This is a genomic window from Klebsiella sp. GB_Kp056, assembly GCF_040064755.1.
GTDB classification, from domain to species: Bacteria; Pseudomonadota; Gammaproteobacteria; order Enterobacterales; family Enterobacteriaceae; genus Klebsiella; species Klebsiella quasipneumoniae.
Window position 1 is genome coordinate 16930 of the sequence record NZ_JBEAJA010000036.1, and the last position, 14147, is coordinate 31076.

Genomic DNA, 14147 nt, shown 5'->3' on the forward strand with positions numbered 1-14147 from the left:
AATGCTTCAGATAATCAGAAAAGGCGATAAAACCACTCACGGCGGCTCGGTCCTGACCGCTTCCGATACGATGAAATTCGGCGGTATTGGCGTTGCCCGTAAAGGTGACAAAGTGTCCTGCCCGGTTCCGGGACATGGCCCTACAACCATCGTAGAAGGCAACCCTGATTACCTTGATCATGGTATCCCGGTTGCCTTTCACGGTCACAAATGTGCCTGTGGTTGCACATTGATCAGTTCATTTGCCGCAGCAAAGGTTGCCTGATTATGCCCGTCTGGCTGGATGCCATCCCTGAAAAGGCTCCTAAGGTAGCACGTCCCGGCACCGGTCGTTGGCTGCTATTCCTCGCGTTTGTCATGCTGGGGGGCATAGCGCTCACGCTATGGTGCTGGACGTCAGAGCGAACCGGATTTGTCTTCTGGTTCACCGCTCTGGGTCTTCCATTTTGCACCTGGGGGCTTATTTTCGGCTTACGCCGATTTGCCTATAAAGCAGAACAGGTCGGTGCGGAATCACGCAATGCCGAGCGGGAAGCACTCATCGACAGTGAAATTCTGCGCGGTCAGCGCTGCGCCTGGATCCTCGGTACTTATATTCAGAGTCCGGCCGGAAACAAAGTCGATGACCTGCTGAAGGCAATGAAAGTCGCAGCTCCTGTTATCGAATTCTCTCGCCCAAGAGGATGTGACAAACCGGTCAGATACGCGGCATTACCAGAATATCAGACTGATTTAACGAAGGCCCTGAAAGCAGCGGTTAATAAACTGACCACACGTGTAGAGGGGATAGTTAAGCCGCTTCCGCCCGAGCTGCCATGCTGGCTGGTGCTGGATTGTGATAACGATCTTTATCCCCTGTTTGAAGAGCAGCTTAAAGCCAAGCTCTCACACAAGACGGGCAGGATTTTTCGCCTGATGGCCGGAAAAGGGCTGGGGGCGTTTGATGCCTGGCTGGATAAGCGATGGGATACTCCGGGCATTTTGGTTGCCATCACGCTGTCGTTACCGGCGTCTCCCCGGGAAGAAGATGCTGATGCTGTCTCAATGGTGGTATTGAGCAACCGCAAAGCCCATGCCTGGGCGGATGCGCTTCGCCTTCATCGCCCCGAAAGGGGAACAGAAACAACGCTCACAAAGACACTTACCCGGGCGCTGATCTGGTCGAAGACCCTGCCCAATGAACTCAAAGGAGGCTGGATCTCCGGTCCCACATTGACGTCGGGCAGCGGCTGGAATAATGCCTGCGAAGAGAGCGGAGTGGAATTTAGCCTTTCAGAAGACAATTCCAGTATCGATCCCGTGCTGGGATATACCGGCCATGCTGCGCCATGGCTGGCCATCACGCTTGCCGATGCGGCTTTTGAACAACGAGGCCCCCAGGTTATCGCCGCCCAACCCGTCGCTGACAAGGACGACATCTGGGTCGCCGTCATCACCAAAGAAGAAGTTCGCAAGGAATCGACTAAGAATGTCTAAGGTAAAAGTAAAAACACTCATCGGCTCCATTGTGACTGTCGCCTTTTTCCTGACAGCCATCGTGGCATTTTTGTTTTATGCCTTTCCGGAAAATGTGGCCTCAGCCACCGGCTTCGGGCCGTATGACAGTCAACAAATACTCACATTCTGCGCCATTATGGTTGCGGCGATGTTTTTACTCGGCTGGCTGACAGAGAAGGCTTTCGACTTCGCCGGTAAATCCGGGTTGTATTTCCAGTGGGGGCAGAAAAAGGCTGAGAGTATCACTCCGGTGGCAAACACCATTCTCAGTGAAGAAGATGACGATGAGCTGGTCTTCAGCGAAGACGCCGTGTCTGAACACCTGCGCTTTCGCTATGGACGCCGCTGGCAGCGTAAAGTGCGACTCCTGCTGGTGATGGGCAACCCGGACGACGTCGAGAAAGCGGCACCGGGTCTGCGTCATGACCTCTGGCAGGAAGGCGACGGCAACGTACTGATTTATGGCGGTGATGCGCAGTCACTTCCGGATGAGAACTTCCTTTCAAAACTGAAGCGCCTGCGATCTCGCCAGCCGGTTGATGGCATTATTCAGGTGATGAGTACTTCAGCCCTCCCGACAGATAGCGAACGGGATGCTTTCTTGCGTTGCCGCCAAAAAGCCGATCATCAGCTGGGCTGGCAGGCGCCTGTCTGGCTGTGGCTGACTGACAAAGCCAAAGGTGCTCAGCAGGACGCGGACACGGCTGCGACAGGGGTGATATTCGGACCGGAAGGCACTGTAAAAGAGGCGGATAAGGCATTGACTACGCTGTCTCAGCGCCTGCAAAAAGCCGGCATGGCACAGATACTGAACAATCCGGTTCATAACGGCCTGCTCCAGTTATCTTTCCGCCTGCAACACGAACTGAAAGCCAGTCTGACCGTTTTGCTCAGCGGGTTGATGCAGGGATCTGCGGCCTGGCGTTTACGCGGAGTCATGTTCAGCTCTGAGATGGCCGTTGCCGGAACGGTGCCGAACACGCGCCTCGACACGCCGACATGGAAAGCCGTCATTGATGACTGTGATGCCGTCAGCGGCAGGAAGCTGGGCGTCGACTGGCTGAAGATGCTGAGGTTAATTCTGCTTTCCCTGATTGTCCTGTGGGGGGCCGGTACCTTGCTGTCCCTGATCGTTAACCGTACCCAGATTTATGAGGCACAGGAAACGGCGAGGCAGGCAGCGGATACCGCAAAACCACTGGCTGAACGCCTGCACAACCAGCTTGTACTACAGCAAGCCATTGCCCGTCGGCAACATCGTGAGGCGACCGGCGCCCCATGGTACACGCGCTTTGGTCTTAATCAGGACAGTGAAACGCTGGCTGCTCTCTGGCCGCTGTATGCGATAAACAACGCACAGCTGATGAGGGATGCCACCGCAGATTATCTCAAGCAGTTGCTGAATGCTTTTGTGCAACTGCCTCCTGCCAGTGATGCCCGTACGCAGGGCACACAGCACACCTATGACGTGCTCAAAAGTTATCTGATGCTGGCCCGTCCTGACAAAGCAGACGCAGACTGGCTGGCAAAAAACGTACTGGTAGCCTGGCCGAAGCGTCAGAATGTGGCGGATGGCACATGGCAGGACCTGGCACCGAAACTGCTGGGTTTCTACGCACAGAACCTCCCGGCTCATCCGGAATGGAAAATTAAGCCTGACGCGGAATTAATCAGCACGGTCCGTCAGATCCTGCTCAAGCAGATTGGCCAGCGGAACGCTGAGTCCGGGTTATATCAGGACATGCTGAAGCGCGTGGCCAGCAACTGGCCTGATTTAACGCTTGCAGATATGACCGGCGACACTGATGCCTCAACGGTATTCAGCACTGACGAAGTCGTCCCGGGAATGTTTACGCGTCAGGCCTGGGAAGAGCAGGTTCAGGATGCGATTAACGAGGTCGTCAAGACACGCCGCGATGAAATTGACTGGGTACTGACGGATAAGACGCACCAGACAAGGAGCGATATCTCCCCGGAGGCGCTAAAGGCCCGCCTGACTGAACGCTATTTTACCGATTTTGGTAACGCCTGGCTGAACATGGTCAACAGCATTCAGTGGCAGGAAGCTACGTCACTTTCCGAAGCGATTGCCCAGCTCAATCTGATAGGCGATGTCCGCCAGTCACCGCTGGTTGCCCTAATGAACACGCTGGCCTGGCAGGGGAAAACGGGGGGGAAGGGAGAACGACTTGCCGACTCGATAGTGGACTCAGCGAAAAAACTGATCGGTCAGAAAAAAAATGCCAGACAGTTTATTGAACAGGCACAGGGCCCTAAAGGTCCGCTCGATGGCGTGTTTGGACCGCTGATGGGGCTGATGGAAGGTAAAGACGGCACAGGTGCCAACGGTAACCTCAGTTTCCAGTCCTGGCTGGCTCGCGTAACCCAGGTGCGGCTCAAGCTTCAGCAGGTCACCAGCGCCCCGGATCCGCAGGCTATGTCGCAGATGCTGGCCCAGACAGTATTCCAGGGCAAAGCCATCGATCTGACCGATACCCGCGATTACGGCAGTCTGGTTGCGGCGAGTCTGGGTCAGGAGTGGAATGGATTTGGCCAGTCGTTATTTGTGCAACCGCTGGATCTGGCCTGGCGGCAGGTACTTGCCCCGGCTGCACGTAGCCTCAATGCCCGCTGGCAGACAACTATTGTCGAACAGTGGAATAAGGCCTTTGCGGGACGATACCCCTTTAAAGCCACCGGCAGCGATGCCTCGCTGCCGTTACTGGCTCAGTTCCTGCGTAGCGACTCGGGTCGAATCACTACTTTCCTGAAAACTAATCTTGGCGGGATCATCCACCTGGAGGGGAATCGCTGGATCGTTAACCCTTCCACAAGTCAGGGGATGGTTGTCAGTCCGGATTTCCTCCGGGCGATTAATCAGCTGGCGGAACTGTCAGATATCGTGTTCTCTCAGGGCGATGCGGGTGTTCACTTCGAACTGATGGCGCGACCTACACGGGATGTTGCCAGAGTGCAGTTAATCCTCGATGAGCAGAATCTGGACTTTTTCAACCAGATGGAAAGCTGGCAGAAATTCACCTGGCCGGGGAATACTTACTACCCCGGCGTATCGCTCAGCTGGCGAAGCGTCAACAGCGGTATGCAGCTCTATGCAAACAACCAGGGTAACTGGGGTTTCATTCGCCTGCTGGACAAAGCCCTAATCACGCCTCTTGATGCGAGCCGCATGCAGCTGATGTGGATCACGCCCGATGGGAATCCACTGAAGTTTGTGATGCGCAACGAGCTGGGCGACGGTCCTCTGGCGTTACTGAAGCTTCAGGGTTTCACGCTGCCTGAAACCATATTTACGGTTGCAGCCAGCGCTGAAGAGGTCGAATAAAGATGAGACAAGGAAAAACATGAGTTCACCCCAGGCACTGTTATCGGCATGTACCACAAATCAGGAAGAGCAGCAGCATCTTATCGGAAAAGCCTCCAGCGCCCTATTATTATGGGATAACTGGCTGCACCCGTTCACCCCGGGGTCTGAAACCGGGGACGATCCCGCATACGATGATAATTTTCTGCTGATGCGTGAAGAGATCAATAAGATATCGGGTACCGATTCAGCGCGGTTGTGCGAGCTGGCCCGAAAGTGTCTTTACGAATGCGCAAAAGACATTCGTGTGGTGACCTGGTATGTGCAGGCCCGACTCAGCCGCGACGGTGAAAAAGGGTTGGCTGAAGGTTTATTGCTGCTTGTCGCAATGCTGACTCGCTACGGGCAGGCATGTCATCCTCAGCGTCCCGCAGCACGTAAAGCTGCGCTGCAGTGGCTGAACAGTGCAAAAGTGATTGATGCACTGCTGTTATGGCCTGAGGTAGACCGCAATGATGCCGGTCTTACGGCGGGCGCCATAAGCCTGCTTGAATCCACAGTGGCGGACTGGCCGGAAGCCGAGAAACCGTCTTTTGCAGGGCTTTGTACCACTCTTGAAAACCGCCTGGCACGTTCGGGGGGGATGGAAGCACTGGTCCCCCAGAACAGCAGTACTCAGGAGCACGGACGCGAACCGGCCCACTCGGATTCACCACAACTGTCAGCGGTAAAATCGGGCCGCGATTTACTCGACCAGGCAAAGTTACTTTCCCGCTGGCTGAGCGAGCAGCCGCAGGGCTGGCTGGCCTCTTACCGGCTGATAAAGACCGTGCGTTGGGACACGGTCGATCAGATCCCTCCGCTGGACAGTAGCGGGCGCACCCGCCTGTTACCGCCGAAGGTCGAGTATCGGGCTCAACTAAAGCGGCTCTGGCTTCAAAAAAACTGGACTGAACTGGTTGAGCAGACCAGTCAGATGTTTTGCGAGGGCGTGAATCATTTCTAGCTCGATCTTCAATGGTATCTCTGGCAGGGGCTCAGTCATGCCGGTCACCCGTGGGATGCCTGGACAGATTCCGTTCTTCTTGATCTGCGACTGCTACTTCAGCGCCTTCCGGGACTTGAAGGCCTGGCATGGAATGACGGTACTCCCTTCGCTGATGAAGTCACCTCCGCCTGGATCGCTGGAAAAGTGAATGAAGAAGGCCTGCTGTATGGCGATGAACCCGCAACCGTCGTTAATGGCCAGGCTGATGATGTGCTGCTTCTTGAATCCGAAGCTATGGCAAAAGGCGACGCGGAAGGACCCGAGGCGGCGCTTGCCTGGCTCCAGTCCCGACCAGGAATGGACACACCACGCCATCGCTGGCTGATACGCCTGCTGATGGCCCGGGTGGCAGAGCAGTATGGTCGAAACGATATGGCGCTTCACCTGCTTGGCGAACTGACCACCAGTGCACCACAGCTGACGCTGGAAGACTGGGAACCCGCACTGTTGTTTGAAGTCCAGGCTCGTCGCATGAAGCTGCTGCGCCTGAAAGCCGGTCGCAGCGAATCTGATAAATCCCGTCTGATGCCTGAGATGGATACGCTATTGGCGCGCCTGATCGCCATCGACCCGGCCCGTGCCATGGCGCTCTGTGGCTAATGTACTCTTTAATAATTTTCAGGAATGCCGTTCATGGATGATTTAACCCTGCGCTATTACGAAGCAGAGATGCGCTACCTGCGAGAAGCCGGTAAAGAGTTTGCCCGGGCTCATCCGGACCGAGCAGCAATGCTTAATCTGGATAAACCTGGCGCCCGCGATCCCTATGTGGAACGTCTGTTTGAAGGCTTTGCCTTCCTGATGGGCCGTTTGCGTGAAAAGCTGGATGATGATCTGCCAGAGCTCACCGAAGGGCTGGTGAGTCTGCTGTGGCCGCACTATATGCGCACCATCCCGTCGCTGGCCATCGTTGAGTTCTCCCCTGACTGGCGTAGTCTGCGTCAGGCCGAAATGCTGGCGGAAGGCTTCTCCGTTCTGTCACGTCCTGTCGGGCCGTATAAAACAGCTTGTCAGTACCGGACAACCCGCGATGTGCCGCTACAACCGCTGCACCTTGCTGACGCCCGCCTGCATACGGAAACCGATGGCCGCTCTGCTATCCGTCTGCGCTTCGAATGCCCTGAAAAAGTGGACTGGCGTAAAGCCGGGATCGACAAGGTCGCCATATTCCTCAACGCAGAGAGTCCGGTTAGCTCTGCGCTGCATCTGGCAATGACCCGTCGAGTCCACGCCATGTATGCCCGCCATGCAGGGACATACACCGAACGTCATCAGTTTGATGGCTGGTGCAAACCCATGGGCTTTGATGACAATGACGGCCTGTGGAAGAAAGCCGATACAGCCTTCAGCGGTTACCAGCTACTGCTGGAGTATTTCAGCTTCCGTCCGAAGTTTATGTTTGTGGAAATGCGCGGCCTCGAGGCCATCGGGCTCACTGCGGCCAGCACCTGGTTTGAAATCGACATCGTGCTCAGTGAAGCCTGGTCATCCGATCTGCCTTTTGAAACGGAAAACTTCCGGCTGCACTGTGCGCCGGTCATCAACCTCTTCACCCTGGAAGCCGACCCGCTGACGCTTAACCCGCTGGAGAACGAATACCTGCTCAGGCCGCTGCGTCTTCAGGATGGTCACACCGAGATTTACAGCGTCGATAACATCCATGGCGCGGTGAAGAATGGCAAACATCCTTATGTGCCGTTCACCAGCTTTCGGCACCGGGGCGGTATGATGCGCCACGATGCTCCTGAGCGTTATTTCCACACTCGCGTGAAACGCGGCCCCTCTGGTCTGTATGACACCTGGTTAATTCTCGGGGGGCGCTCGTTCGAGCTGGAGCAGCTGTCCGATAAACCAGAATCCCTTTCGATGCGAATAACCGGTACCAACGGCCAGCTTCCGCGTAAGGCACTGGAAAGCACTCTGCTGGACAGGGTGGTCAAAACCGGCAAAGTGCCCGTCAGGGTACTGAACGTCACAGCACCGACAATGCCGTTATATCCCCCGGCAAACGATCGTTTTCACTGGCGGGTGATGAGTCACCTCGGATCAAACTTCCTCAGCATGATGGACAATCCGGAAGTGCTGCGGGGCACGCTGGCGCTCTATGACTGGACCGACGATGAAATGAATCGCCGTCGGCTTGAAGCCATCGTCGCTGTGAAGCACACCCTGATCCGCCGTTTTGAGAAGGGCTTTATGCTCAGGGGCGTTGGCATTGAGGTCACGCTGAATACGGATAATTTTGCAGGCGAGGGCGATGTAAATCTCTTTGGCGAGATGCTGCACCGATTCTTCGCGCGCTATGCCGATATTCACCTCTTTAACCAGCTCACGCTGGTGCTGCAACCGACAGGGAAACGACTGAGATGGCGCGAGAATCACAGCCAGCACGTACCGGGCTGACGCTGGCCCTTAACAAAGATATCTGGCGGGCCAATTTTTATCGTTTCTGCCAGCTGTTGGAACAGGAAAATCCGGACGCGCCGAAACTGGGCACTACCAGCCATCCGGGCGACGACCCGGTACGATTCAGGCCCTGGCCAGGTATGGGGTTCCCGGTCAGTACCCTGAAAGCGGTGGAGACCGACGAAGACCATCCGACATTGCCCCCAACGGTCCGCACGACATTTCTTGGTGTGTATGGGGTGGACTCCCCTCTGCCGACGTCCTGGCTGGACGATATCGCGCAGCGCCGTGAAGGACACGAGGCGGTCACTTCATTCCTGGACATTTTCAGCCACCGGATCACTACGCAGTATTACCGGATCTGGCGAAAATACGCGTATCCGGCAACCTTCGAGGCCGGTGGGCGAGATGCCACATCACAGTGTCTGCTGGGGCTGGTGGGACTCGGTATACCGGGTACGTCTGAGCAGGTGGCAACGCCGGTGTCCCGCTTTCTGGCCCTGCTGGGCACCATGCGTTTGCCCACGCGTAACGCCGAAGGCATCCGGGCTGTGGTGAGCCTGCTGGCGCCAAATACCCGGGCAATAATCACCGAACCGGATCCGGTTAAGGTTCGTATCGATAACCGCAGTGGGCTGGGGGGCGGAAACCGTATCCGTCTTTCGCAGCGGGCCACGCTGGGTAAAACGGCCAGGGAAGCATGCAGCCGGGTACTGGTGACGCTGGAGACAGCGGATCCGGACGAGGCGGAAGGCTGGTTACCCGGTGGTGTCCTCCATACCGATTTGCTGGTCCTGCTGCGCGTCTATCTCGGCTACCGCAGTGACGCCCGACTGCGTCTCACCGTACCTGTACGATTGCTGCCTGAGCCCCGCCTTGGCAAAGGCAGGCGTATCCAGCTGGGCCGCACCGGTTTGCTGGGGCTGAAAGCTGGCAAGCTCAGCAATAGTCGGGAGAGTCTGACCGTCAGTCTGGGCTGCTATGAAGGGTTGCAATGTTCTGCGTTACCGTCCGCTGAAGACGGGCACTACCGCTTCGAATAATCACGTACTCCCACTCTCAATAAAGGAACTTTTGAATGGCAACAATAACCCGCTGGTGGGCGCTGACGCTTATTGCCTGTGGTCTGCTCTCAGGCTGCGGTCTGACGCAGACCGTCACGGACGGTACGGTCAGCATCACGAAATCCATCTTCTACAGGAAAATTAAAACGCTGCATCTGGATTTTACCCCGCGTACGGCCATTAACGCCGATGGCGCACAGACGCCGCTGGCGACCATGGTGAGAGTCTATCAGCTCAGGGATCGTAAAGCGGTTGATGCCGCCGATTACCAGACGCTACTGCGCAAGGCCGATACGGTACTTAAGGACGATATGCTGGCGTCAAAAGCGCTGCTGGTGATGCCCAACGGCAGCGTGACGCTCAATGTTCCCATGGATGAAGATGCTCAGTTCGTGGCGGTGGTGGGACTGTTTAACCGCCCGGATCAGAAGGATAACCGCTGGCGCCTGGTGCTGACCCGTGCCGACCTCGACCCGGACAAACCCCGCACGATTGAACTGGCTGATGGCTGGCTCAGCCTCGTGCCGGTGAAGGAGTGACGTGATGGATAACTGGTCAGCGCTTTTTGACGGACAGACCCGATATTTTCTGGATATCAATGACAGTTCAGTGAAGCCGGATGTTCTGCGTTTTTACGGCAGGGAAGCACTGAGCGAACCATTCAGATGGGACATCGAGTTCACCACGCTGCAGGCGAACATCCCCCCGGAAGAGGTGCTGATGAAATATGCCTCCTTCCGCATGCGTGGCGGCAAAAATATCCACGGCATGGTGACCCGCCTGGAATGGCTTTCCACATCCAGGGACCAGTCCCGTTACCGGCTTACGCTCAGTTCCCGCCTGGCGCTTCTGGGATACACCCGACAGTGCGCGGTATATCAGAATCAGTCCGTTCCTGAGGTGGTTGAGCAGGTGCTGCGTAAACACGGGCTGGAGGGACCTGATTTTGACTTCCGCCTGGAGCGCACCTACCCGCCGCGTGAAATTATCACCCAGTGGCAGGAGACGGACCTGCAATTCATCCAGCGTATTTTGTCTGAGGTGGGGATTTACTGGCGTACGGAGATGGACGATGTGCGCGGTCTGGATACGTTTATTTTTGCCGACAGCCAGCTTAACTACCAGTTTGATGTGCGCCTGCCGTACAGCGAGCCATCGGGGTTGTTCGACGGCGCGGCAGAATCGGTCTGGGATGTGCGGACCTGGCACAATATCGCCACCGGCACCGTCGTCACGCGGGATTACAACTACCGCACCGCCACCACGCCGATGGATACGGTGGTCAGCGTGCGCAGTGATGCGGTGACGACGGGCGAACACTACCGCTACCAGGAGCCGTACCGGGAAGCGGGCGATGACAGCGACCCGGAGCCGGAAACCGAATCCGGCGCGTTCTGGGCCCGACTTCACCACGAGCGGGAGCTCAACAGGTCGGCACGCATTCACCTGTTCAGCAACGCTTCACATCTCGCGCCCGGGCAGGTGCTGGAGCCGCAGGGGAATGTCATTACGGCCCTGAAACAAGGCGTTATCCTCACGCTGGTGACCTTTCGTGGCGCCCGTGATTCCCGCCTGCATGTGTCGGTATGGGGCATGCCTTATACCGAACGATACTGTTTCCGCCCGGCGGAAATCCCGCGACCGGAAATCCACGGCACACTTCCGGCCCGGATTGAGAGCCGGGAAAAGAACGATATCTACGCCCATCTGGACGAGCAGGGGCGCTACCGGGTGAAGCCGGACTTCGACCGGGAGGGTACGGAACCGGGTTACGGCTACCTGTGGCTGCGGATGGCCAAGCCTTATGCCGGTGAAACGCTGGGCTGGCACACCCCCCTCACCGACGGGACCGAAGTGGCGATTGCGTACAGCAACGGCGATATAGACCTGCCGTATATCGCGTATGCGCTGCACGACTCGGCGCACCCGGACCACATCACCCGTGACAATCACACCCGCAACGTGCTGCGCACCCCGGCGAACAACAAGCTGCGGATGGAAGACAAGCGCAGTCAGGAGCACATCAAGCTCGCCACGGAATACGGCAGGACGCAGCTCAACAGCGGGCACCTGGTGGATGCGCAGGGGCAACGTCGCGGCACGGGCGCAGAGCTGCGCACCGATGAGTGGGGAACCCTGAGAGCAGGAAAGGGACTGTTTGTCAGCGCGGATGCGCAGGCGAAAGCGCAGGGTGACGCACTGGATATGAGCGCTGCGCTGAAGGAAATAGACCGGCTCAACCAGCAGCTACAGCAGCTGGAAATCGCGGCGGAGCAGGCGCAGGCGCTGAAGGCGGATGTTGACAGCCAGATACGGATGTTTGAGCAGCGGCTGAAGCCTCTCAATAAGGCGCTGCTGATGTCCGCCCCGGAAGGGATGGCTCTGACCAGCGGCGAACATCTGCAACTGGCCGCCGGCAAAAACGTCGCCATCAGTGCGGGCGGGGACATCAGCACCGGCGTCATGGGTAACATGACCGCCCTGGCCGGAGAAAAGCTCGGCCTGTTTGCCCGCACCGGACAGCTGAGCCTGAAATCCGGGGAAGGCCCCGCGGAGGCGCAGGCGCAGAACGGCAATATGAGGCTGTTTGCGGAGAAGAAGCTGACGCTGAGCTCAGCGAGTGACATCTCCTTTGCAGGAAAAAAACGCATCACGCTGATCGGCGGAGGAAGCTATCTGCGGCTTGAGGCCGGGAAGGTCGAGTATGGCACGACAGCGACGTATATAAGGAAGGTGAAGCGGACGATGGCGGCTGGTGCAAATTCAACACCAACGTCACCAATATCGATGCCATTAGTTGAAGATTTAATCAGGGATGGATTCTTCGATGAACAATTCCGGATCTTGAATGATAGTGGTAAGCCTATGGCCAATGTTCCGTATTTTATCTCTAGCGAAAGTGGTGAAACATTTAAAGGTGTCACCGACAATCAAGGTCTATGCAAACGCGTTTTTTCAAAGGAATCATCCAAACTTACCATCTGGTTAGGTGTCCAGGCTCTGGAGAAATGGTAGATGACTGAGTATTCAACGTTAACTAATGAAACTCCACATTCAACGTACGACGTAACTGGTTTGTTAATGCCCGCTCGAGCGTTTTTTTTTACTGTTGTTGATGAGCCAGGTAAAGACGGTTTTTTAGTTAGAAAAATATATGCTTCAAACTCTGATTCTTACCTTTCAAAAATGGATTTGTCAGAAGCGAAAATACTTTCAGAGACTAATCCGGAACGATATGGTTTAATTCCAAAGAATTTTTCTGCTCCCTACTCTGTAGCAGAGCATGTGATGGGGGATAATGCATCAGCGTATATCTCTACTAGTTCTGCATTTCCGGAAGGATCCCCAAGATTTGAAGGTAAAACAATTATCGTTGATATTGATAAAGCTGTTAAATCAGGTGCAAAATTAATTACTACAGAAGAGATACTTAGGAGTCTTGACGATTATAAGAAACAATATCCCCACCTGGAGAAACGCATTGATAAAATAGCAACTTATGTTAAGGATATAGATAAAGAAGTATTGCTGCACGGTGAAAAAATACCAGCTGCTGCAGTTTTTACTCCAGAAACATTAAAATACACAAAGTATTTTACGCGCGGTGCTCGTGTGGTACAGGTAACAGGGATTGTCTTCACAGCCTATGATCTAGAGCAGGCGTCTGAAAAATCGCTTAAAAACGGTAGCGTGAAACCGATAGCTGCTGAGGTCATCAGACAAGCAGGAGGATGGGGGATGGCAGTTGCCGGAGCAAAAATAGGTACAGTGGCAGGTGCGGCGGTTGGTATTGAGACAGGGCCAGGGGCGGTTCTGACAGGACTCGTTGGCGGAATTATATTCGGAACTGCAGGCTACTTTGGAGCCGATTGGGTGGCGGATTATATTGATGAAAATTAATTTATTTAGTTTGTTTAGAAAAAAGAATGAATTCCAGGATGAATTTCCTTTTGTACAATTTAGTGCTTTGCCAAAGGGATGGGATGTATATCCTTCATTTGTTTCTTTAGAAAAAAACAATATATATGCTCACTCAGCGCGATTTATGATTAATCCTGAAGATCTATCAGTTATTGAGTGTTTAATTAGGTTGTTTTTTAATGAAAAAGTGGAAATAAATGAGAGGAAAAAGAAAATTGTAGATCATAATAAAGTTCTCATTTGTTATAAATTTAAAGAGTTTGGACAGGATATAGTAAGGCTTATCACTAATGATAATGAATTTGTCAAATGTCTTTGTGAGAAAGGCTTAGAGCCGCCAGGGCCAGAAACGGTATTCCCTGATAAAAACCTTGGTGATTATGGTAGTCTGCAAGGAGAGATGGCGTTTTGGTGGGATGTATATTGGGAACCATTTTGGAATAGTTTGAGGGAAGATGAAAAAAAACAATATCTCGAACGAAGTAATTTTTCGGTTGATACTATTGAATTTTTGGAGTGCCGTCATTAACTAAAAAATTTACAACATTACTCGCCTTGGTTATCTGAAATTGTCTACATAAAATTTATAGTGTCCTTTATTAGTGTTAGACCTGTTAGCTCAGGGATCGTAAAGCGGTTGATGCCGCCGATTACCAGACGCTGCTGCGTAATGCCGATACGGTACTTAAAGACAACGTACTGGCGTTAAAATCGCTGCTGGTGATGCCCAAGGGCTGCGTGACGCTCAATGTGCCTATGGATGAAGACGCTCAGTTCGTGGCGGTGGTGGGGCTGTTTAACCGGCCGGATTATAAGGATAACCGCTGGCGACTGGTGCTGACTCGTGACGACCTCGACCCGGACAAACCCCGCACAATTGTGTAAGCAC

At 54.7% G+C, this 14147-nt stretch carries 9 protein-coding genes and 2 pseudogenes; all 11 read left to right on the forward strand.

Features of this window, described 5'->3' with window-relative positions:
* Window position 1: 1 nt before the first annotated feature.
* Window positions 2-265, forward strand: coding sequence for a PAAR domain-containing protein (locus ABLV52_RS03735; RefSeq protein WP_063925123.1), 264 nt, complete (start codon window positions 2-4; stop codon window positions 263-265).
* 2 nt (window positions 266-267) lie between these two features.
* Window positions 268-1476 carry a hypothetical protein gene (locus ABLV52_RS03740; RefSeq protein ID WP_348890022.1) on the forward strand — a complete coding sequence of 403 codons (1209 nt, stop codon included), beginning with the start codon at window positions 268-270 and terminating at the stop codon, window positions 1474-1476.
* Complete coding sequence (locus ABLV52_RS03745; RefSeq protein WP_348890063.1) at window positions 1469-4840, forward strand: ImcF-related family protein; 3372 nt, start codon at window positions 1469-1471, stop codon at window positions 4838-4840. Before ABLV52_RS03740 ends, ABLV52_RS03745 begins: the two co-directional genes overlap by 8 nt.
* Window positions 4841-4859: 19 nt before the next feature.
* Window positions 4860-6467: pseudogene (gene tssA / locus ABLV52_RS03750) on the forward strand (type VI secretion system protein TssA).
* Between the two features lie 33 nt (window positions 6468-6500).
* Window positions 6501-8270 carry a type VI secretion system baseplate subunit TssF gene (gene tssF, locus ABLV52_RS03755; RefSeq protein ID WP_348890023.1) on the forward strand — a complete coding sequence of 590 codons (1770 nt, stop codon included), beginning with the start codon at window positions 6501-6503 and terminating at the stop codon, window positions 8268-8270.
* Window positions 8234-9316 carry a type VI secretion system baseplate subunit TssG gene (gene tssG / locus ABLV52_RS03760; protein ID WP_048336262.1) on the forward strand — a complete coding sequence of 361 codons (1083 nt, stop codon included), beginning with the start codon at window positions 8234-8236 and terminating at the stop codon, window positions 9314-9316. Before tssF ends, tssG begins: the two co-directional genes overlap by 37 nt.
* A 35-nt stretch (window positions 9317-9351) precedes the next feature.
* The gene (tssJ, locus tag ABLV52_RS03765) at window positions 9352-9876 is read left to right on the forward strand and encodes a type VI secretion system lipoprotein TssJ (RefSeq protein ID WP_348890024.1); all 525 of its coding nucleotides are present in this window, start codon (window positions 9352-9354) and stop codon (window positions 9874-9876) included.
* Window positions 9877-9880: 4 nt separating this feature from the next.
* Window positions 9881-12352, forward strand: a complete 2472-nt coding sequence (gene vgrG, locus ABLV52_RS03770; protein ID WP_348890025.1) for a type VI secretion system tip protein VgrG — start codon at window positions 9881-9883, stop codon at window positions 12350-12352.
* Window positions 12353-13237 carry a glycine zipper family protein gene (locus tag ABLV52_RS03775; RefSeq protein ID WP_348890026.1) on the forward strand — a complete coding sequence of 295 codons (885 nt, stop codon included), beginning with the start codon at window positions 12353-12355 and terminating at the stop codon, window positions 13235-13237.
* Window positions 13227-13787 carry a hypothetical protein gene (locus ABLV52_RS03780; RefSeq protein ID WP_053065909.1) on the forward strand — a complete coding sequence of 187 codons (561 nt, stop codon included), beginning with the start codon at window positions 13227-13229 and terminating at the stop codon, window positions 13785-13787. The genes ABLV52_RS03775 and ABLV52_RS03780 overlap by 11 nt, the downstream gene beginning before the upstream one ends.
* 89 nt (window positions 13788-13876) lie before the next feature.
* Window positions 13877-14143 (forward strand): annotated as a pseudogene (tssJ, locus tag ABLV52_RS03785) (type VI secretion system lipoprotein TssJ); the annotation flags it as partial.
* Window positions 14144-14147 lie beyond the last annotated feature (4 nt).